Raw genomic sequence first — 20,216 nt, forward strand, 5'->3', positions numbered from 1 at the left:
CGGCGGGCACGCCCAGGCTCAAGGCGCCGAAACGATGACGGTGACGCGGCGGTTTTCTGCCTTGCCCGTTTTGCTGGCGTTCGAGGCCACGGGCTTGCTCATGCCCAGGCCCTTGACGGTGATGTTGTCGCGCGGAATGCCCGATGCGCTCATGGCGTCGGCCACCACGTTGGCGCGCGCCAGCGACAGCTTGTTGTTGTACGCTTCCGTGCCTTCGTTATCCGTATGGCCTTCCACGCGCATGTGGGTGATGCCCACTTTCAGCAGGGCGGCGCTGATCTTCTGGATGGCGACGCGGCTGGGCGGGATCAGCTTGGCGGCGTCGAATTCGAACAGCAGCTTGTCGGTAAAGCTCAGTTCCCAGCCTTCGTCGGTCTGGTTGAAGCCTTGCTCCTTCAGGGTGGCGACTTGCTCGGCGTTGAACAGCGGTTTGGTCTCTGGCGTGCTCTGGCAGGCGGCCAGCAGGCCCAGCATGAATAGACCGAGGAAGCTGCGGCGTAATTGCGTGTAGATGAATTGCATGGTGTTGCTCCTTGGTTCAGGGGTGAATATGGGGTTGCGGCAGGCGCGCCACCTGGCGCGTGCCGCGTTGCGCCTGCTTGGCGCGGTACATGGCTTCATCCGCCGCGCCCACCAGCGAGACGGCGTCGATGGCGTGATCGGGGAAGACGGCCACGCCGATGGTCAGCGAGCTGACGATACTGTTGCCCGTGGGCAGTTCAATGGCTTGCGCCATGGCGGCGATGATGTTGTCGGCGATGTGCATGGCATCGCTGCTGTTGCGCAGCGGCTTGAGCAGGATGGCGAATTCGTCGCCGCCCAGGCGCGCCACCAGGTCGCCCTCGCGCAATTGCTGCTTGATGCGCGCGGCGATTGTCACCAGCACCCGGTCGCCCGAGGCATGGCCGAAGGTGTCGTTGATGTATTTGAAACGGTCGCTGTCGAGGAACAGCACGGCCACCTTGCCATTGCCGACCCGCGCTTCGAGGATGGCGCGTTCCAGTTCCGCTTCCATGAAGGCGCGGTTCGACAGGCCCGTCAGGCTGTCGTGGTTGGCGCGGTGCGACAGCGAGGCGTTTTCCTTTTGCAGATGGCTTTGCCATGCTTCCAGTTCGTCGAGCAGGGCGTTGAAGTCGTCATTGATCTGGTTCAACTCAGCAATATTGGCCGGCGGCACGCGCAGTTCGAACGAGCGGTCGCGCCGCACGCGGTGGGCCGTTTCCGCCAGGTGGCGCAGGGGGGACGTGATTTCCGTTTCCATGCGGCGCGACAGGCGCACGGCGACGGCCAGGCTGAGCACCAGGCAAGCGAGCAGGCAGGACAGGCCGCTGAGCAGGAAAGGCAGCAGGCTGCGGCTGTGCGGCACCAGGGTGATGCTGCCGATGGCCTGTTCATCGTGCGTGATGGGGAAAACCAGCGAATCGGGCAGCATCCAGCCCGTCAGCGCGCGTTCGATGTAGTAGCGCGTGCCATGTTCGCCCCGTTCCCAGCGGGCCAGCACCTTGCCGGCCTTGTCGTTCACCTGCGCCCGGTCGATATCTTCATTGACGCCGATCAGGGCCAGCGCTTCCCTGGCGGCCATGGGGTCGCCAAAGACGACGGCCGCCTCCACCGTATAGCTCATCGAGCGGGCCACCAGGCGCAGGTTCTGGTCCGAATACACGCGCAGGGCCAGCAGCGCCACGGCCGTCAGGGTCAGGCCGGCCGCCAGCACGGCGATCAGCGACACGCTCAGGTGGGCGCGCCGCAGCACGCTGTCGAGCGTGGGACGGGGCTTGCGCACCAGTTTTTTTGGGATGCTGGCGCTCATGGCGGCGGTCCCTTGCGACGTGCAATTTGCAAGGCGTTCGGATGCACGCGCAGGCCGCTGCGGGCGATGGCGTCGAGGTTGACGTCAAAACCGATCTGCGCCTCGTTCAGGCGCAGGCAGAACATGGTGCCCACGGTGCAGGACGTGCCCGGTTCGGCGACCGATAAAATCGGCTTGCCGATGATCTGCGCCAGCAGGTGCTCGCGCTCGCCCTCGGGCAGGCTGCCCAGGTAGATGACGTCGCATTCGCTGGCCGCGCTGGCCACTGCCGGGATTTTCACGCGGATGCGCTGGCCCAGGCTGGAGGCGGGCGTGTCGACGATGGCCGCGCCGTAGCGGGGCGCACCGACCATGCAGACGCGCACTTCCTGGCGCGCCACGGGCCAGCGCACATAACTGATGATGCCAAACAGGACCTGGGCCACCTCGGCCGGACGCCTGGCGTCGGCCGCCGCGCCCGTTTGCGCCCACGCCGCGCACGGCGCCAGCGCGCTGCAGGCAAGCAACGAGGCCAGCAGCGCGACAGCGAACAGGGCAGGCAGCGCATGGCGCTGCCGGTGGCGAGGGAAGGAGGGCACGGCGTCGGTGTCTTTATTCAGGTCGGGTGGCTACTTAAAATGTTACTCAGCAACACAGACTCTACGGAAGTCCCGGTTGAAAGTAAATCACGGCGCTACGCCATACAACCTTGCATTATAAACACGAATGTTAAAACTTGCATTCTTTACCATGAGAATTACTTATCAACACTGCCGTCGCGCGCCAGAGTGTTGCTATTCTTCCAGTGTCGCTTCCAGCAAGTCGATTTCGCGCAGCAGGCGCAAATGGATGGTGTCGTCCAGTTCACCCGAAATGCGGCGGCGGAACAGTTCGTCCCGCTCGGCATTGAGCGCTTCCAGGCGCAGCGCCCGCTCGGCCTTGGCCAGTTCCTGCAGCCGCATCGCCTCGTCGTTGCTGCTTTCGCCATACGCCAGGCGGCGCCGGTAGGCTTCGATCAGGCGGTTGGCCGCTTCCGTGACGACTTGCTGCTTGTCATTCTTGTCTATGCCCTCGCACACTTTTTCCAGCCGCGCGATGGCCGCTTCGGCCGCGGCGGCGCGGGCATTGCGTTCTTCCGTCGAGCGGCGCGCGGGCGGCGCGAACACCAGGCCCTTGGTCAGCAGAGGCAGGGTGACGCTGGCCAGCAGCAGCGACAATAAAATCACGCCCATGGCCAGGAAGATGACGAGGTCGCGCGCGGGAAAGCGCGTGCCGTCTGGCAAGAACAAGGGCAGGGTCAGGATGCCGGCCAGGGTCAGCGCGCCGCGCACGCCCGCGAACGAAGCCACCAGCAGCAATCGCAGGCTGGGACGGGCCAGCAGCGCCGCGTCCTTCGATTCGCCAGCCACCTTCTTGTGGTGCTTGAACAGGGTCAGCTTCATGGAAATGAAGACCCACAGAAAGCGCATGAAGGTCAGCCCCACGGTGATGGCGATGACGAACAGGGGCAGTTTCCAGGCGCTGCCGGCGCCGATTTCGGCCGAGGCGGCCGGCAAGCCGGCAACGGTGGTGGGCAGTTGCGCGCCCAGCATGACGAAGATCACGCCATTCAAGACCAGTTGCACGGTATCCCACACGGCTTTGCGCTGGGTGCGCGTGGCGGCCAGCGGGCGCCCGATCAGGTCGGCGTAATGCATGGACACGCCCGCCGTGGCGGCGGCCAGGATGCCGGAACCGTGGATTTGCTCGGCGCCCAGGTAGGCGGCGAACGGGATCAGGATGCTGATGAGGATTTGCAGGCCAGGCTCTTCGCCGACCTTGCTCACCAGCCATTTATTTGCCAGGCCCACGCCCCACGAAATGGCCAGGCCAATGATGATGCCGCCGCCCGCTTCCTGCAGGAAACTCAGCGAGGCGGCGCCGATGGAAAAGCCGCCCGTCATCATGGCGCCCACGGCAAACGTGAAGCAGACCAGGCCCGACGCGTCGTTCAGCAGGGATTCGCCTTCGAGGATGTGCATCAGGCGCGGCGGAATCGGGTTGCCGGCGGCGATCGCCGAGACGGCCACGGGGTCCGTCGGCGACAGGATGGCGCCCAGCGCGAAGGCGACGGCCAGCGGCACGCTGGGAATCAGCCAGTCGATGAAAAAGCCCATGCCCAGCACGGTAAACAGCACCAGGCCGATGGCCAGCATCAGGATCGAGCGCGCGTCGGAAAAGAAGGCGCCCTTGGGAATGCGCCAGCCATCGAGAAACAGCAGCGGCGGAATGAAGAGCAGGAAGAAAATGTCGGGATCGAGCGGCACTTGCACGCCAAACACGGCCAATCCCGTGCCGCCGGCAATCTGGATCAGCGGCAGCGGCAGCTTGACCCAGCGCGAGCGGGCGAGAAAGCCGCACAGGACGACGGTCAACACGAGGATGAGGATGATGGTAACGGTATGCATGAAGGAGCGGCGGCGTGCTGAAACGCTGATTATAAGGCGCAGCCCGCCTGCAGGCATCGCCTGCGTGTCATTGCGTACATACAACAAGTCACAATCGCGGTAAGATTGTCACTGTGGCCCAGTTGCCGCCGCCATTGGCCGGCGGCCCATGCGCCTTGCTTTTACCCTGGCCTTTACTTTTCACTGGTTCCTGTTTTGCTCAAGAAAATCTTCACCGGCCTCGCGCTGTCGCTGGCATTGCTCATCGTGGCGGCCCTGGCCGCGTATCTGTATTACTGGCGCCCCGCGCTGGCGCCCATCGATCCGCCTGCCGCCACGGCCTTTTCTCCGCAAGTGGTGGAGCGGGGTCGCATCCTGGCGGGCATGGGCAATTGCGCCGCCTGCCATACGGCCAAGGGCGGCGCCGAGTACGCGGGCGGCCACGGCCTGACCACGCCGTTCGGCACGATTTATGCGACGAATATCACGCCCGACAGGCAAACGGGCATCGGCCGCTGGTCGCTGGCCGCCTTCCAGCGGGCCATGCGCGAAGGCGTGGGCCGCGATGGCGCCCATTTGTATCCCGTCTTTCCGTACACCCATTTTAATCTTGTCTCGGATGCGGACCTGACGGCCCTGTACGCGTATTTCATGACGCGCCCACCCGTGTATGCGGCCGCGCCCGCCAACAGCGTGCCGTTCCCCCTGAACTTGCGTCCCTTGCAGGCAGGCTGGAAGCTGCTGTTTTTCAAGCCTGCCAGCTTTCAACTGAACCCCGCGCAAGGACTGGACTGGAACCGGGGCCGCTACCTGGCCGAAGGCCTGGCCCATTGCGCCGCCTGCCACACGCCGCGCAATGCGCTCGGCGCCGAACTTGCCGGCTCGTCGTATCTGGGCGCGTCCATCGACCACTGGTATGCGCCGGCCTTGACCAGCGCCAATACGGCACCCCTGCCGTGGACGCAGGACGAGCTGTACGCCTTCCTGCGGACGGGCGCGACGGCCTTGCACGGCGTGGCGGCCGGACCCATGTCGGCCGTTGTGCACGAAGGCATGGGCGCCTCGCCCGATAGCGATATCCGCGCGCTGTCCGTGTATTTTGCCGGCCTGGCCGGGGCGGAACAACGCCAGGTCGATACTGATACCGTGGTGAAAGCTGGCATCGAGCGCTCGCAGCGCGTCAGCCTCGTCGACAACGACCGCGGCGCCAGCCTGTACGTGGCCGCCTGCGCGTCGTGCCACTCGAACAGCGACGGCCGGCCCGTGTCCCTGCGCCCGGAACTGAGCCTGAACAGCGCCGTCAGCGCGCCCGATCCTGCCAACCTGATCCAGGTGATATTGCACGGCATCAGCAAGGATGACGCCATGCCCGGCGTGCTGATGCCCGGCTTTGCCGCCTCGCTGACAGACAATGACGTGGCCCAGCTGGCCGCCTATCTGCGCCGCAGCCGCAGCCACCAGCCGGCCTGGACGAATCTGGAAGCGGCCGTGACGCGCGCGCGTGCCGGCAAGTAATCTCTGAAAATTTCTTATGTATAACACTCATGTATAACCTTATTGTCAATGGACAGCCCTTCGGCACCGAGGCCGACGCCGAGACGCCCCTGCTGTGGGTGCTGCGCGATGAAGTCCATTTAAAGGGCACGAAGTTTGGCTGCGGCATCGGCATGTGCGGCGCCTGCACCGTGCACGTGGATGGCCGCGCCATGCGCTCGTGCATCACGCCGATTGCCGCCGTGGCCGGCTGCGCCGTCACCACCATCGAAGGCCTCTCGCCCGATGGCACGCACCCTTTGCTGCGGGCGTGGCTGGCCACGCAGGCGCCCCAGTGCGGCTATTGCCAGTCGGGCCAGATCATGCAGGCGGCCACCTTGTTGCAAGACTATCCGCAGCCGACGGATGCGAATATCGATGCCGTCATGAGCGGCAACCTGTGCCGCTGCATGGCGTATGTGCGCATCCGCAAGGCAATTAAACTGGCGGCCGGCATGCAGGAGGCGCCCGGTGCTTAAGTTGCCGAAAGAAAATTCTGCTGCCCGTCCCAGCTCGCTGGGGCGGCGCGGTTTCCTGATCGCCGCTGCAGGCACCGGTTTTACTCTGGCCTTCTTGCGCGCTGACAGCTCCCTGGCCGCCGGCAAGGCGGCATCCGTGCCGCCCGCGAAGCCCTCAGCACCCGTGTTCGACCCCAGCATCTGGTTCCATATCGGCGTCGATGGCATGATCACCGTCAATATCGCCAAGGCGGAAATGGGCCAGCATATCGGCACGGCCCTGGCGCGTATCGTTGCCGAGGAGCTGGAGGCGGACTGGAGCAAGGTGCGCCTGCATTACGTGGATACGGACCCGAAATGGGGACTGATGGTGACGGGTGGCAGCTGGTCCGTGTGGCAGAATTTCGATCCGCTCAGCCGTGCCGGCGCGGCCGGCCGCCTCGCGCTGGTCGAGGAGGGCGCGCGCCTGTTGCGCGTGCCTGTGTCCGCCTGCCACGCCAGACTGGGCGTCGTGCATGGCCGGGGGCGGTCGATCAGCTATGGCGACATCGTGCACCGTGGCAAGCTGGCGCGCCAGTACACGTCCGAGCAACTGAAAGCCATCGTGCTCAAGACGCCGCCGCAGCGCAGCCTGATCGGCCAGCAGGTGCAGGCGCTCGACATCCCCGCGAAAATCAATGGCACGGCCGTGTATGGAATCGATGCGGAAATCGAGGGCATGCTGTTTGCGCGTCCGAAGATCCCGCCCACGCGCTACGGCTCGAAAGTGGTGTCCATCGATGATACGGCCGCGAAAAAGGTCAAGGGCTACCTGCGCTCGTTCGCCTTGCAAGACCCCAGCGGCACAGTGCCCGGCTGGGTCATGGTGGTGGCCGAAACGTATGCGGCCGCCATGCGCGCGGCCGACCTGGTGCAAGTGAAATGGCGGGCCGGCCCGGCGGCCCACGTGGCGGAGCAGGATATTCTCAACTATGCCACCAAGCAGCTGGCCGATGCCAGCCTGGGCGCCCGCGTGGTCGATGATGACGGCGTGGAGCAAGCGTTCAAGGATGCCAGCCTGCAACTGGAACGCCACTATACGACCAGCACCGTGTTGCATTTCCAGCTGGAACCGGTGAATGCCCTGGCGCAGGAAATCGACGGCGTCTGGCACATTCATGCGGGCAATCAGTGGCAATCGCTGATCCTGCCCGTGCTGGCGCAAGCGTTGAATGTGCCGGAAAGCAAGGTGATGCTGCACACCTATCTGCTCGGCGGCGGTTTCGGGCGGCGCCTGAATGGCGATTATTGCGTGCCGGCCGCGCTGGCGGCGCAAGCCGTGGGGCGCCCCGTCAAGATGATTTGCACGCGGGCCGACGACGCCCGTTTCGATTCGCCCCGTTCGCCGTCCGTGCAGCATGTGCGCATGGCGTTCGACGCCGCCGGCAAGGTGTCGGCCATGGTGCACGAGGCCAGCGCGGGCTGGCCCACGCAAGCGATGATTCCCGCTTTCCTGGCCAAGGATAAGCAGGGTCATCCGTACGACCCGTTCGCCATCGCCGGCGCCGACCACTGGTACACGGTGGGCGCGCAGCGCGTGCGGGCCGTGTCGAACGACCTGGCCAACAGCAGTTTCCGCCCCGGCTGGCTGCGCTCCGTGGGGCCGGGCTGGACGAATTGGGCTGTGGAAAGTTTCATGGACGAGGCGGCGCAGGCGGCCAAGGTCGATCCGCTGGCGTTCCGCCTGTCCTTGCTGCAGGCCACGGGGAGAAATGCGGGCAGCGCGCCGAACGCCGTCGGCGGCGCCGCGCGCCTGGCCCACGTGCTGCAGCGGGTGGCGGACAAGGCCGGCTGGGGCACGGCCATGCCGCCCGACACGGGCCTGGGCATCGCCGCCACCTTCGGCCAGGAACGCGACATGCCCACCTGGACGGCGTGCGTGGCGCGAGTCAAGGTCGATCGCAGCACTTGCATGGTGAAAGTCGAAAAGCTGTTCATGGTGATCGACGCGGGCAGCATCGTCGATCCCGATGGCGCGCTGGCGCAGGCGGAAGGGGGCGCCCTGTGGGGCGTGAGCATGGCCTTGCATGAGGGAACGGCTTTCCTGAACGGCGAAGTGAAGGATACCAATCTGAATACCTACACGCCCTTGCGCATGGCCGACGTGCCCGAGCTCGATATCGAATTTGTGGTCAGCACGGCAACGGCGACGGGCATGGGCGAACCGCCCACGACAGCCGTGGCGCCGGCGATCGGCAACGCCATCTTCGCCGCCGTGGCTTCGCGCGTGCGGCATTTGCCGATCCGCCCGGAAGCCGTGTTGAAGGGGCTGGACCGGCACGGCGCCGTATAGTCTTGCCTTCCTGGCGGCGAGGCGTGAACGGCCGCGCAGGAATGGCCGTGGGCTGCTACACTGAGCTTAGTCGCCCGGGGCATGCAGGCTGTCCCCCGGCCCGGCAAGATCAGCGTAAAATCAGCGCACAGCTTGACTTCAGCTTTAGCTTGATCCCAGCTCGATTGCGGAGGCAACCATGCAAGAACAATTTGTCAGCATTACGGCCGATGAACTTCAAATGGATGGCGTGCTTGACATGCCCGAGCGGCCCGTGGGCATCGTCCTGTTTGCCCACGGCGCAGGCGCCGACAGCGACTACCTGGGCGCCTCCAGCCATGCCACTTCCCAGGATTTTTTGCGAGCGGGCATCGCCACCCTGCGCTTCGACCAGGGCGGTGTCGGGCCTGGCGGCGGCAGCAATGGCCACGCGTATTTCGTGCGCAGCGATATCGTGCTGCTGGCGCGCCAGCTGGAAAAAGCCCTGGGCTGGCTGCAGCTCGACGCATCCACGCGGCGCTTGCCCTGCGGCCTGTACGGCTATGGCACCAGCGCTGCCGTCGTGATGCAGCTGGCGGCCTGGCGCAGCGCGGAAATCGCCGCGCTGGCCGTCTGCGATGGCCAGGTGGAAATGGCCGGCAAGGCGGCGCTGGAAAACGTGCGCGTGCCATCGTTGCTGATCGTGGGCGGGCGCGACCCCGACGTGGCCGGCCTGAACCGCATGGCGTTCGCCACCTTGCGCTGCGACAAACAACTGGAACAGATCGCCGCGCCTGGCGGCCCCGACACGCGTCACCAGGCGGCCCTGCTGGCCACGGACTGGTACACGCGCCATTTCAACGGGCATACCAGCACGGCGCAGTAGCTGGATTGGCGCTCAGGCGGCGCGCAAGTTCTTCGCATGGAAGCGCACATGCTCTTCCATGAAGCTGGCGATGAAGTAATAGCCGTGGTCGTAGCCGGCATGGCGGCGCAGCCGTAATGGCTGGCCGGCGTCGCGGCACGCCGCTTCGAATACTTCGGGGTACAGTTGCTCCGGTAAAAACTTGTCGGCCAGGCCCTGGTCGATCAAAATGCCGTTAGGAAACAGTGCCGGTTTGCCTTGCAGGCCGCGCATCAGCGCGCTGGCGTCGTACTGTTGCCAGCTGGACTCATCGCTGCCCAGGTAGCCCGTGAAAGCCTTTTTCCCCCACGGACACTCGCTCGGTGCGGCGATGGGGGCGAAGGCGGATACGGAGCGGAACAGTTCCGGGTTGCGCAAGGCCAGCACCAGCGCGCCATGGCCGCCCATCGAGTGGCCGAAAATACCCGTGCGTTGCGCATCGATCGCCAGTTCCTGTTCCAGCAGGGCGCGCAGTTCCAGCAGGTAGCTATACATCCGATAATGGCTGCTCCACGGCGCCTCGGTGGCGTTCACGTAAAAGCCGGCGCCCACGCCGAAATCCCAGGAGTCGCTTTCGCCCGCAATGTTCGCGCCACGGGGGCTGGTGTCGGGGGCGATCAGGATCACGCCTTCCTCGGCCGCCACGCGCTGCGCGCCGCCCTTGATCATGAATGTTTCTTCCGTGCAGGTCAGGCCCGCCAGGTAAAACAGGGCGGGGCGTTTGGTGGTGGCAGTGGCGCCTGGCGTCGTGTCGGGAATGAAGGCCGAGAAACGCATGGGCAAGCCGATGGCTTGCGCGTCGTGGCGATAAAAGCGTTGTACGCCGCCAAAACAGGCGTGTTCACTCAACAGTTCCAGCATGAATTCTCCTCGTTAATCGCACAGTATAGCGAGAGCGGCGCAGCGCCGGCACGGGATCAGCCCAGCATGGCCGCTAATGCAGGCAAGATGTCTTGTGCCGGGGCTTCGGTCTTGAAGGTCAGTAAATGGTCGGCGCGCGTCTTGCCCAGGTTGATGGCGGCCACAGGCTTGCCCGTTTCGGCCGCCATGCGGCACAGGCGAAAGCTCGAATACACCATGACCGATGAACCCACTACCAGCAGGGCGCTGGCCGTGCGCATCTTGCTTTCGGCTTCGGCCGCGCAGGCGGCGGGCACGCCATCGCCGAAAAACACCACGTCGGGCTGCAGGGTGCCGCCGCAGCGGGGACAGACGGGCAGGTGGAAGGTGGCCAGCTGCGATGGTTCCAGCAAGGCGTCGCCATCGGGCGCTGGCGTGGCCGTGGCGCCCAGCAGTTGCGGATTGTCATGTTCGAGCTGATCCTGGATCAGGCGGCGCGTGTGGCGGGTCCGGCAATCGAGGCACACCACGCCATGTATGCTGCCGTGCAACTCCGTGACGGCTGGGCTGCCAGCCTGCTGATGCAGGCCATCCACGTTCTGCGTGACCAGGCCGCCTATTCTCCGGCGCTGGGCCAGTTGCGCGATGGCCAGGTGACCGGGATTCGGCGTGGCGCGCGCCAGGGTTGGCCAGCCGACCATGCTGCGCGCCCAGTAGCGGCGGCGCACGGCTTCCAGGCGGCGAAAATCGGGGCCTTGCACGGGTGCGTTGCCGCGCCGCACGCCTTGCGTGTCGCGGTAGTCCGGTATGCCGGACGCCGTGCTGATGCCGGCGCCCGTCAGCAGCAGCACGTCGGGATGGCGCTGCAGGAACTGCGCCAGCTGCTCAAGGGCAAGAGCGTCGCTGGCGGGCTGCTGGCTGGCGAAGGAAAAATTTTGCATGATGCGCCATGCTAACCGAAAAGCACGACGCCGTTGCAAGGGTGATGTTTATTCCAGCTTCATGCCGAAACGCTGCAGCCGCGGCTGCCAATGGTCCTGGATATTGGCCGAGACGAGGATGCGCTCGGCCTTGCCGATCAGTAATTCACGTGGCACGAAGCCGAAATAGCGCGAGTCGGCGCTGTTGTCGCGGTTGTCTCCCAGCATGAGGAAATGGTCGGCCGGCACCGTCACGGGGGCGAAGCTGCGCGCCGCGCCCGTCATTTGCGGCAAGACCTGGATGCGGTGCTGTTCGGTCTGGTTGCGTTCGCTGATGCGCTGGGCCGTCAGCTGGCCCACGTGGGCGATGGTTTCCGGCGCCGTGTCGAGCGCGGTGTACTGGGCGGGCTGGCCATTGATGACCAGCTGCTCGTTGCGCATTTCCACCGTGTCGCCGGGCAGGGCGATGATGCGCTTGATCAATCGCGTGCCGTCTTTCGGCGAAGAAAAGGTGACGATGTCGCCCCGCTGCGGTTCGCCCAGGCGCTGCAGCACGATATCGGTGAGCGGCACTTTCAGGTTGAAGGCCAGGCGGTTGACGAAGACCACGTCGCCTTCGAGCAGGTTGGGGCGCATCGACGCCGACGGTATGGGATTCCAGTCCGCCACGGCCGTGCGGAACACGCCGAACAGCAGGAGGAACATCAAAAAACCTTTGTTGGCGCGCATCCATGTGCTCATGTCGGCTCTTTCGCTGGGCTGTGCCCGTGATGGTGAAGGGGGCGCCATTGCTGCTGGCGCCATATCACGATGCACGGCGAGGCTGAAGCCAGTCTTAAATCACGCCAATGCGCGCGCCATGGCGTACCGCTGTTGCGTGCATGCATCACTACGCCGGTATCAAGGGTGCTGGCACGGTGTCTGCGTGTCGTCGCCGTTCCGCAGGCGCTTGCCGTGCAGGTCATCCCACAGTTCGCCGAGCGCCACCAGCAAGCCGCCGCCCACGAAGGGGATCGCCACCAGCCATGGCATGCTGTCGAGCCATGGCCCCAGCACGATGGCCGAGACCACGGCGATGACGATGGCACTGCACCAGAAGCGGCGCGGATGCCGCAGGATCAGCAGGTAGTGAAAGTCGTTCATACATCCTCCTTGGTGAGCATGCGGAACAGCCGGGCGGCCAGGATACTGCTGACGGTAATGACGATGCAGCCGTCCAGAAAAAACAGCACCTTGCCAACCAGGTGCATGCCTTGCACGAGATAGGCGGGCAGTTCCCGCGCTTCCGCCCACTGTGTCATGCGTGCCAGCACGATGGCGGTGGCAAAGATGACGACGGCCAATGCCAGCACCACCAGCACGTGTTCGAACAGGCGTAGCCGCAATTTCATGTTGGACTTGGCAAGGTAGGGAAGATTCCCGAACCTTGAAGTTATCAGTCCAATATCGCACTGCTTTGCGTTTGCACAAAGTCGCCGGTGATAGGATAAAAGTCGTGTTGCTGGCAGAAAAATGCGCCGTCTCAGGCCATGGTTTGCGTGTTGCGCCGTTCAAAATACAGCAAGTCCGACCAGGTATCCTGGAAGCGCATGGCCTTTTCCGAGCGGCCATACTGGTGAAAGCCGTTGCGCTGCATGACGGCGACCGAGCCCAGGTTTTGCGGCCGCGCCGTCGCTTCCAGGCGCCACAGTTCCAGTGGGCCGAAAGCCTCTTCCAGCAACAGGGCGACCACGCGGGTGGCGTAGCCGCGTCCGCCGAACCGTTCGCCGATGCGGTAACCGAGCGTTGCTTTATTGAAATAGGGGCGGGTAACGGCCGTCAGGTTGACCCGGCCGATGATTTGCCCGTCCAGTTTTGCCAGGTACTGGTAGACGAGGTCTTGCTGGCGCTCGCGCTGCGCCTGCTCGATGGCGGCGGCGATGGCTTCCCTGTGATAGTAGGATGACGCGCGCGCCGTGACCCAGTTTTCAAAATACGCGCGGTTTTCGAGTTCGAAGGCCAGCAAGGCGGGAAGGTCGCTGCTGGCCGGCGGGTGTAGCTGAAGGCGGTCGAGGTCTGGCATGGGAGCGTGTCAAAAAGCGATGCGCCATTATAATCAGCTGGCGCATTTCGCCGCACACCCGCCTGAATTCATCAAGGAGCAGCATGCTGTCCCATATTTGCCTCGGCACCAATGACTTTCCCCGCGCCTACGCCTTCTACACGGCCTTGCTGGGTGAACTCGATCTGATCGAGAAATTTCATGATCCCGCCCAACCCTGGGCCGGCTGGATGGCGCAGCAGGCGCCGCGCCCCCTGTTCGTGCTGACGGCGCCGCATGACGGCTTGCCGGCCGCGCCCGGCAATGGGCAGATGACGGCCCTCCTGGCGGCCAGCCGCGCCCAGGTGGACCGCAGCTACCAGGCTGCGCTGGCGCTGGGCGCCACCTGCGAAGGGGCGCCCGGCTTGCGCCTCCATTACCACGCGAATTACTATGGCGCCTACTTCCGCGACCTCGATGGCAACAAGCTGTGCGTCTGCTGCCACGCCGAGGAGTGATTCAGCGGGGAGCCCAGACGGCGTCTTCCGTCCAGCCCAGTTCCAGGAAATCCTGCGCCCGCTCGTCCGCTTCGCCGGCGCAATAGAATTCGTCGAGCTGGGGCGGTGCGATGCGCGTGCCGGCCAGCATGGCGTGCACTTGCCCCCGGTGGTGGATCTGGTGCTGGAACAGATGCGCCAGCATGCGCAGTCGCGTGTCGACTTGCGGCGTGTCGCGCAGGATCGTCACGGGCCGCGCCAGGTCAAGGTCGCACAGGCTGCGGCAATGGGCGATCAGGCGCGCGTCGGATGCCTGCTGTGCCGCCTGCAGCGTGGCGCAGTCGGTAAATGGCTCGTCCTTTTCAAAGAAGACATAGCAGTCGGCATGCGGCGCTTCGCCGCGCAGCTCGCGCTCGAGCGCATCGAGGTAAAACCAGTCGCATGTGAGGATGTGGTTCAGGGTGGACTGGATGGTGGGAAAAAAGCTGACGCGCGCGGCCTGGAACTCGGCCTGGGTCAGCTGTCCGCAAGCCTTCAGCAGGCGGTGGTTGGCCCAGGCGTTGTTGCAGGCCTGGGTGGTGACGTACTGGGCCAGCATATTGCTCATGATTTACCTTGCAAAGAAGGGTAGCTGCGAGGGCGCCACTGTAGCACTTTGCGGCAGATGGGCAACGCTGGTCACGCCCGCCGTACCGGCACGGCTGTCATCAAGTAAAATCGCGGGGCGGATGTCGCGATAGTGATGCAGATAGGGCTAGAAGAATAAAATGGGTTGGATAGGAAAATTACTGAACGGCGGCGACCAAAAAAACAAGCTTGCGCCCCTCACGGCAGCGGCGGCGCCCGAGATGGCACGGCAGCCAGCCAGCATCACCGAGATCGATGCCATCTACTACCGCTGGCTGGCGGCCGCCGGTTCGGCGCAGGCGACAAAGCAGGCGGAACAGCAGATTCTGGACGAATTGACGCGCCTGGCCAGTGAGCCGATCACTGGCGCCGCGCTGATACCGCGCATTCCGGCCATCATTCCGCAGTTGATGCGGACCTTGCAAAATGAAAACATGAGCGCGGCCGAGCTGTCGCGCCAACTGGCCCAGGACGTGCTGCTGGTGGCCGAGGTTTACCGTGAAGCGAACCGGCCCCGCTACCATTCGCGCTACAACGCCAGCCCGTCGATTAACAACATGGAAGGCGCCATCATGCTGCTTGGGCAAAACGGCATGCGCATGCTGCTGGCCCGCGTCGCCTTCCGTCCCATCGTCAGCATGCAAAGCGGCGGCTTGACCATACGTACGGCGCCGCTGATCTGGCGCCAGTCCGAGAAATGTGCGCTGGCGGCCAACCTGGTCGCGCCCGCCATGCAGGCCAACGCCTTCGACGCCTATCTGGCTGGATTGCTGGCCAATGTCGGCCTGGTGGTGGCGTTCCGCCTGATCGACCAGATGCATGCGCCCGATGCCTTCCCGCAATCGGACGCCTTCATTGCCCAGGTGTTTGCGCAAGCGCGCATCCTGTCGGTACGGATCGCCGAATTATGGGAGTTTCCCGAGTCCGTGACCCGCGCGATCGGGCAGGCCGGGCAAGCAGATTCCGATGCCGATCCGCAGGCGCAAGCGCTGGCGCTGGGCGACCGCTTGAGCAAGCTGCGCATGCTGGTCGATACGGGCCGCTTTCCTGGCGACGATCCCTTCGTGATGACCGGACTGGGCAAGAGTGAGCTGCTGGTGTTCGACAAGCTGGCCGACGAGGATGAGGAGGATGACGAGGAGTGATGGCCGCAGGCCGGTCAACGCCGCGCCACCCCGGTAGCAGACTCTTGCGGCCAGGGCCGCGATTGTGTAGTAATCTGGCAAGTAATTGAGTAGCCAGCCTGCCACTCGATCCTGTCGTCTGCCCATGCTGCCAGGAGGTTCCTTGCTCCCATTTCGCCAAGCCATCCTTGCCGCCGCGTGTTTTTCAAGCGCGGCCGCTGCCGCGCCCGATACGCTGCCGGTCAAACCGGCCTTTACGCCTTCCGCCTGTGCGGTGCCGGTGCTGCCGGGCGAAAAGATAGAGTGCGGCATGCTGACGGTACCCGAACATCGGGGCAAGGCCGATAGCCGCGCCATCGCCTTGCCGGTCATGATTTTCCGCAGCAGTGCAGCAGCTCCCGCAGCCGACCCCGTCGTGTATCTGCCCGGCGGGCCGGGCCTGAGCAGCATCGACGGGCGCACCAGCGGCAAAGGCAATCCGTTTTTGCTGGAACGCGATCAGATATTGCTGGAAGGACGCGGCAACAAGTTTGCGCAGCCTTCGCTGGCCTGTCCTGAACTGAACGCGCTACGTGCGGCGGATGCCACGCCGGCGGTGCAGACCGAGGCCGTTGCGCGCTGCCGCGCCGACTTGGTGGCGTCCGGTATCGACCTCGATGGCTACACGTCGGCGGAATCGGCGGACGACCTCGACGACCTGCGCCGCCTGCTCGGCATCGCGCAGTGGAACCTGATCGGCTACTCCTACGGCACGCGCCTGGCCCAGACGGTGCTGGCGCGCCATCCCGAGGGTGTGCGCAGCGTGGTGCTCGACTCGGTGCTGCCGGTCGATATCAACTATGACGAAATGGCCGCCGCGCCGCTGCGGCGCGCCATCGACCTGGTGCTCGACGGCTGCGCGACGGAACCGGCGTGCGACTTGCGCTACCCGGACCTGCGCGGCGTTTTCATGACCTTGCTTGCGCGCGCCGACCGCGACGGCATTGCAGCGCCCGGGCGCGTGCTGCGCCGGCGCGACATCGTCAACGCCCTGGCCGAGGGCTTGCAGCAGCCGGCGCTGATTCCCGCCTTGCCCCGCCTGATCAGCGACGCGGCGCAGGGCCGCCCGCAAGGCTTGCTGCCATTGCTGCGCAGCGTACCTTCCAGCTTCAACTGGGGGCTGCGCCTGTCGGTCTGGTGCGGCGAGGAAATGCCGTTCGAGCAGCCCGGGCGCATGGCCGCAGCCGCGGCGCAGGCAAACGATGCCGTGAAAAGCGACGTGCCGGTGCTGATACTGGCCGGCGAATTCGATCCGGTGACGCCGCCAGCCTGGGGCCGGCGCCTGCTGCGCAGCATGCCCAATGCGCGTTTCGTGCAGATACCGGGTCAGGCGCATGGCGCCATGTTCAACCGCTGCGGCGGGCAGCTGACGCTGGCCTTCCTGCGCGACCCGCGTGCACCCTTGAATCTCGATTGCGTGGCCAGGATGCCGGGACTGGTGTTTGCTGCCGATTAGCGCGCAAAATACAGTTCGTGCAGGTGTTCGAGGTCGACCTCATCGGCTTTTTGCGACAGCGCCACCTTGCCGCTTTGCATCAGGTAGACGTGGTCGGCCACGCCCACGGCGCGCGCCGTGTTCTGCTCGACGAGGATGATGGTGCGCTTGCCGTCGTTCAGGCGCGCGAGGATCTCGAACAGCTCGTTGACCACCAGCGGCGCCAGGCCCAGCGAAGGCTCGTCGATGATGAGCAGCGACGGGTCCGACATCAGGCCCCGCGCCATGGCCAGCATCTGCGCCTCGCCGCCGGACAGTGATCCGGCCAGCTGCTTGCGCCGTTCGTGCAGGCGCGGGAACATGGCGTAGGCTTCGGCCAGGCGCGCCGGCATGTGGCTGCGGTGCTCCTTCGGAAACGCGCCCATGATCAGGTTTTCTTCCACGCTCATGTCGCGAAACGTCATGCGTCCTTCCGGGATCATCGTCACCCTGGCGTCGCTCATCTTCCACGTCGGCGTGCCGTTGATGGACTGGCCATCGAGCGCGATGCTTCCCGCGCCCACGGGCAGCAGGCCCATGATGGCGCGCAGCAGGGTGGTCTTGCCGGCCCCGTTCGGGCCGATGATGGTGGTCAGCTTGCCCTTCTGGATCGACAGCGAGACATCCCACAGCACATTGATGGCGCCATAGCCGGCGCGCAGGTTTTCTATCTCAAGCATGGGCTGCCCCTGTATAACTTTCGATCACGGCCGGATCGCGGAAGACGGCGTCCGGCGTGCCGTCGGCGATCAGCTGGCCAAAATTGAGCACGGCCACGCGCTGGCACAGATTGCTGATGGTCTCGATATCGTGCTCGATCATGACGATGCCCACGCCAAAGGCGGCATGCAAGTCCTTCAGCATGCCCATGAAGCGGCGCTTGCCGTTTGTTTCCAGACCGGCCAGCACTTCATCGAGCAGCAGCAGCTTCGGGTTGGTCGCCAGCGCCTTGGCCACTTCCAGCGCTTTCAACTCCGTCAGCGCCAGTTCGCTGGCCGCGTCGCGCTGCGCCTTGTCCGCCAAGCTCGTGAAATCGAGGATTTCATCGATCTTGCGCTGGTCTACCTTGCCGGTGCCGAAGCGCTGCGCCACGACGAGGTTTTCGCGCACCGTCAGTTCATGCATCGGTTGCGGAATCTGGAAGGTGCGGCCCAGCCCCAGGCGCGCGCGCTGGTACATGGGCGTGGCCATGATGTCGCGTCCCTCGAAGCGGATGCTGCCGCTGGTGGGGCGCACCAGGCCGGAAATCGCATTGAACAGGGTGGTCTTGCCGGCGCCATTCGCACCCACGAGGCCGATCACGTCGTGGCTGCCCACCTTTAACGTGACGCTGTCGACGGCCGTCAGGCCGCCGAAGCGCACGGACACATTATCGAGTTCAAGCATGTGCTTTCTCCTTCGCGTTGAACAGTTTGCGCAGTAGCGGCAGCAAACCGTTCGGGCTGAAGACGATCATCGCCACCAGCAGCACGCCCAGCACCAGCTGGTGGCCCGTGGGGATCAGCGACTTGAAGATCAGCTGGTCGACCAGGTAGACCACCACGGCGCCCAGCACGGGGCCGAGTATCGTGCGGTAGCCGCCGAAGATGGCCGCCACGATCGGTAGTGTCACCCACAGGCTGTTGAAGGCGTAGTCCGGCTCCAGGAAGTTGATGTAATGGGCGTTGAAGGCACCGAACAGGCCCGCCATGAAGGCCGATACGAGCAGCATCGCGCCTTTCAGCAAGGTGCTGTTGACGCCGACGACGCGCGTGGCGTCTTCGCTGTCGTGCATGGCGCGCAGGGCGATGCCGTAGTGGCTGGCGCGGATGCGGCTGTAGGCGAAGGCGCATGCCACCACCAGCGTCAGCACCACCAGGTAGGCACCCGTCTTGCTGGCCAGATCGAAGCCGAAGACGGTGGGCAAGGCCGGGATATTGTTGATGCCGCCGGCGCCGCCCGTCACCGAGCTCCATTCCGTGGCCAGGATGCGGAAGATGTGCGCGTAGGCGAGGATGGCCAGCGCAAAATACGGCCCGCGCAGGCGCAGCACGGGCAGCATGATGATGGCGGCGATGGCCGCGCCCGCGCCGCCCAGCAGCATGGCGGCAAACACGGGCAAGCCCAGTTTCACGGTGGCCAGCGCGGAGACATACGCGCCCACGCCGAAGAAGGCGGCATGGCCGAAGCTGACCATGCCGCCCAGGTTGCCCAGCAGGGCCCAGGACATGGCCACGCCGCCGATGATCAGCGCCGCCACCACCATGCTCATCACATACTGGTTGCCGCCCAAGGCCAGCGGCACGGCGATATAGGCGGCCAGCAGCAGGCCCGCCGTGGAGATCAGTGTCGAGCGCTTCATCCGCGCCTCCGTTGTGCGCCGAACAAGCCGTTCGGCATGATGAACAGCACCAGCAGGAACAGCACCATGCCGGACAATTCCTGCAGCGCGGAGCTGGCCAGGGTGACGGTCAGGGCTTCGGCCACGCCCAGCAGCACGGCGGCCAGCAGCACGCCGGGAATCGAACCGATGCCGGCCAATACCGTGATGATGAAGGCTTTCACCGTCAGCGCGCCGCCGTAGGCCGGCTGGATCACGCCATAGCTGAACAGGGCGACGCCGGCGAAGGCGGCCAGGATGCCGGCGACCAGAAACGACACCAGTTCCGTGCGGCCCGGATCGATGCCCATCAGCTTGGCCGCGTCGCGGTTGCTGGACACGGCGCGCACGGCGCGGCCATACCAGCTGGTGGCCAGCCAGCGCCACAGGGCCGCCATCAGCACCAGGCTGACGCCAAAGAAAATCACTTCGCTGCGCATGCTGAAGAACGGACCGATCTCGATGCCTTCCTGCAGCCAGCTCGACGAGGTCGAACGGATGTCGGCCTTCCAGACCAGCAGGATGAAATTGGTGAGGATGACGCCGATGCCGTAGGTGAGGATCAGCGAATTGATTTCGCGGTCCTTCTTGATGCGGCTGACGATCAGGTAGACGCCCACGGACGTGAGGCTGACGATCACCAGTGCGATGGGAATGGCGAACATGGGACCAAGTCCCAGGCCCGATTCCACGCTGTAGGCGATGTAGGCGGCCAGCAGCACCAGTTCGCCGTGCGCCAGGTTGATCACTTTCATGGTGCCGAAGACCAGCGCCAGTCCCAGTGCGATCAGGGCGTAGGAGCCGCCCTGCAGCAAGCCCGAATACAGGGCTTGCAAGATTAATTCTGTCATGTCGTCATCCCGTCAGGCAGCCCAAGGACATCGCGAAGATGCGCCAGGGCTGCCGTTCATCGGTG

At 64.9% G+C, this 20,216-nt stretch carries 22 protein-coding genes; 7 read left to right on the forward strand and 15 right to left on the reverse strand.

The genetic code is table 11. The features are described 5' to 3' along the window. Nucleotides 1–18: 18 nt before the first annotated feature. The 4 genes from yfiB to AC3IQ7_RS12415 form a co-directional block, all read right to left on the reverse strand. On the reverse strand, nucleotides 19–522 hold the full coding sequence (gene yfiB / locus AC3IQ7_RS12400; protein ID WP_489209842.1) for an outer membrane lipoprotein YfiB: 504 nt from the start codon (nucleotides 520–522) through the stop codon (nucleotides 19–21). Nucleotides 523–538: 16 nt separating this feature from the next. Beyond that, complete coding sequence (dgcN, locus tag AC3IQ7_RS12405; RefSeq protein ID WP_099379636.1) at nucleotides 539–1,810, reverse strand: diguanylate cyclase DgcN/YfiN; 1,272 nt, start codon at nucleotides 1,808–1,810, stop codon at nucleotides 539–541. Further along, nucleotides 1,807–2,388 (reverse strand): regulatory sequestration protein YfiR, encoded by a 582-nt coding sequence (gene yfiR, locus AC3IQ7_RS12410; protein WP_233516276.1) that lies wholly within the window; start codon nucleotides 2,386–2,388, stop codon nucleotides 1,807–1,809. Before yfiR ends, dgcN begins: the two co-directional genes overlap by 4 nt. Before the next feature lie 195 nt (nucleotides 2,389–2,583). Then, on the reverse strand, nucleotides 2,584–4,236 hold the full coding sequence (locus AC3IQ7_RS12415; RefSeq protein WP_099379635.1) for a Na+/H+ antiporter: 1,653 nt from the start codon (nucleotides 4,234–4,236) through the stop codon (nucleotides 2,584–2,586). Nucleotides 4,237–4,431: 195 nt separating this feature from the next. Here AC3IQ7_RS12415 and AC3IQ7_RS12420 point away from each other — a divergent pair, with 195 nt between their 5' ends. The 4 genes from AC3IQ7_RS12420 to AC3IQ7_RS12435 all read left to right on the forward strand — a co-directional run bounded on the left by AC3IQ7_RS12420 (nucleotide 4,432) and on the right by AC3IQ7_RS12435 (nucleotide 9,382). Next, nucleotides 4,432–5,730 carry a cytochrome c gene (locus AC3IQ7_RS12420; protein ID WP_489209845.1) on the forward strand — a complete coding sequence of 433 codons (1,299 nt, stop codon included), beginning with the start codon at nucleotides 4,432–4,434 and terminating at the stop codon, nucleotides 5,728–5,730. Nucleotides 5,731–5,759: 29 nt separating this feature from the next. Beyond that, nucleotides 5,760–6,227: a (2Fe-2S)-binding protein gene (locus AC3IQ7_RS12425; RefSeq protein ID WP_099379633.1), complete on the forward strand. Its 468-nt coding sequence runs from the start codon at nucleotides 5,760–5,762 to the stop codon at nucleotides 6,225–6,227. Beyond that, the gene (locus AC3IQ7_RS12430; protein WP_489209847.1) at nucleotides 6,220–8,538 is read left to right on the forward strand and encodes a xanthine dehydrogenase family protein molybdopterin-binding subunit; all 2,319 of its coding nucleotides are present in this window, start codon (nucleotides 6,220–6,222) and stop codon (nucleotides 8,536–8,538) included. The genes AC3IQ7_RS12425 and AC3IQ7_RS12430 overlap by 8 nt, the downstream gene beginning before the upstream one ends. 178 nt (nucleotides 8,539–8,716) lie before the next feature. Beyond that, nucleotides 8,717–9,382, forward strand: a complete 666-nt coding sequence (locus AC3IQ7_RS12435) for a dienelactone hydrolase family protein (RefSeq protein WP_099379631.1) — start codon at nucleotides 8,717–8,719, stop codon at nucleotides 9,380–9,382. A 12-nt stretch (nucleotides 9,383–9,394) separates the two neighbouring features. Here AC3IQ7_RS12435 and fghA read toward each other — a convergent pair whose 3' ends face one another. From fghA to AC3IQ7_RS12465, 6 genes are all read right to left on the reverse strand, one after another. Then, on the reverse strand, nucleotides 9,395–10,261 hold the full coding sequence (fghA, locus tag AC3IQ7_RS12440; protein WP_489209849.1) for an S-formylglutathione hydrolase: 867 nt from the start codon (nucleotides 10,259–10,261) through the stop codon (nucleotides 9,395–9,397). A 56-nt stretch (nucleotides 10,262–10,317) separates the two neighbouring features. Beyond that, on the reverse strand, nucleotides 10,318–11,181 hold the full coding sequence (locus AC3IQ7_RS12445) for an NAD-dependent protein deacetylase (protein ID WP_322428540.1): 864 nt from the start codon (nucleotides 11,179–11,181) through the stop codon (nucleotides 10,318–10,320). A gap of 48 nt (nucleotides 11,182–11,229) precedes the next feature. Next, a complete protein-coding gene (gene lepB, locus AC3IQ7_RS12450) occupies nucleotides 11,230–11,901 on the reverse strand; it encodes a signal peptidase I (RefSeq protein WP_489209851.1) in 672 nt (223 codons plus the stop codon). Nucleotides 11,902–12,060: 159 nt separating this feature from the next. Next, the gene (locus tag AC3IQ7_RS12455; RefSeq protein WP_099379627.1) at nucleotides 12,061–12,303 is read right to left on the reverse strand and encodes a hypothetical protein; all 243 of its coding nucleotides are present in this window, start codon (nucleotides 12,301–12,303) and stop codon (nucleotides 12,061–12,063) included. Beyond that, nucleotides 12,300–12,551, reverse strand: coding sequence for a hypothetical protein (locus AC3IQ7_RS12460; RefSeq protein WP_489209853.1), 252 nt, complete (start codon nucleotides 12,549–12,551; stop codon nucleotides 12,300–12,302). The genes AC3IQ7_RS12455 and AC3IQ7_RS12460 overlap by 4 nt, the downstream gene beginning before the upstream one ends. Before the next feature lie 131 nt (nucleotides 12,552–12,682). Then, the gene (locus AC3IQ7_RS12465; protein WP_489209855.1) at nucleotides 12,683–13,222 is read right to left on the reverse strand and encodes a GNAT family N-acetyltransferase; all 540 of its coding nucleotides are present in this window, start codon (nucleotides 13,220–13,222) and stop codon (nucleotides 12,683–12,685) included. An 83-nt stretch (nucleotides 13,223–13,305) separates the two neighbouring features. Here AC3IQ7_RS12465 and AC3IQ7_RS12470 point away from each other — a divergent pair, with 83 nt between their 5' ends. Next, a complete protein-coding gene (locus AC3IQ7_RS12470) occupies nucleotides 13,306–13,698 on the forward strand; it encodes a VOC family protein (RefSeq protein ID WP_489209857.1) in 393 nt (130 codons plus the stop codon). Nucleotide 13,699: 1 nt separating this feature from the next. On the opposite strand, the gene AC3IQ7_RS12475 is transcribed toward AC3IQ7_RS12470, so the two are convergent. Beyond that, nucleotides 13,700–14,284, reverse strand: coding sequence for a DinB family protein (locus AC3IQ7_RS12475; RefSeq protein WP_489209859.1), 585 nt, complete (start codon nucleotides 14,282–14,284; stop codon nucleotides 13,700–13,702). Nucleotides 14,285–14,525: 241 nt separating this feature from the next. Between AC3IQ7_RS12475 and AC3IQ7_RS12480 the strand changes: the two genes are divergently transcribed. Beyond that, nucleotides 14,526–15,449 (forward strand): HDOD domain-containing protein, encoded by a 924-nt coding sequence (locus tag AC3IQ7_RS12480; protein ID WP_489209861.1) that lies wholly within the window; start codon nucleotides 14,526–14,528, stop codon nucleotides 15,447–15,449. Nucleotides 15,450–15,591: 142 nt separating this feature from the next. Continuing rightward, nucleotides 15,592–16,923 carry an alpha/beta fold hydrolase gene (locus AC3IQ7_RS12485; RefSeq protein WP_489209863.1) on the forward strand — a complete coding sequence of 444 codons (1,332 nt, stop codon included), beginning with the start codon at nucleotides 15,592–15,594 and terminating at the stop codon, nucleotides 16,921–16,923. Here AC3IQ7_RS12485 and AC3IQ7_RS12490 read toward each other — a convergent pair. From AC3IQ7_RS12490 to AC3IQ7_RS12505, 4 genes are read right to left on the reverse strand one after another with little or no spacing between them, the layout of a single operon-like run. Next, on the reverse strand, nucleotides 16,920–17,621 hold the full coding sequence (locus tag AC3IQ7_RS12490) for an ABC transporter ATP-binding protein (protein WP_099379620.1): 702 nt from the start codon (nucleotides 17,619–17,621) through the stop codon (nucleotides 16,920–16,922). The genes AC3IQ7_RS12485 and AC3IQ7_RS12490 overlap by 4 nt on opposite strands. Next, entirely contained in the window at nucleotides 17,614–18,327 is a 714-nt protein-coding gene (locus AC3IQ7_RS12495; RefSeq protein ID WP_489209865.1) for an ABC transporter ATP-binding protein, read from the reverse strand. The genes AC3IQ7_RS12490 and AC3IQ7_RS12495 overlap by 8 nt, the downstream gene beginning before the upstream one ends. Then, the gene (locus AC3IQ7_RS12500; RefSeq protein WP_322428530.1) at nucleotides 18,320–19,282 is read right to left on the reverse strand and encodes a branched-chain amino acid ABC transporter permease; all 963 of its coding nucleotides are present in this window, start codon (nucleotides 19,280–19,282) and stop codon (nucleotides 18,320–18,322) included. The genes AC3IQ7_RS12495 and AC3IQ7_RS12500 overlap by 8 nt, the downstream gene beginning before the upstream one ends. Further along, nucleotides 19,279–20,151, reverse strand: coding sequence for a branched-chain amino acid ABC transporter permease (locus AC3IQ7_RS12505; RefSeq protein ID WP_099379617.1), 873 nt, complete (start codon nucleotides 20,149–20,151; stop codon nucleotides 19,279–19,281). Before AC3IQ7_RS12505 ends, AC3IQ7_RS12500 begins: the two co-directional genes overlap by 4 nt. Between the last annotated feature and the right edge of the window lie 65 nt (nucleotides 20,152–20,216).

This window comes from Janthinobacterium sp. GL_088 (genome assembly GCF_057837845.1).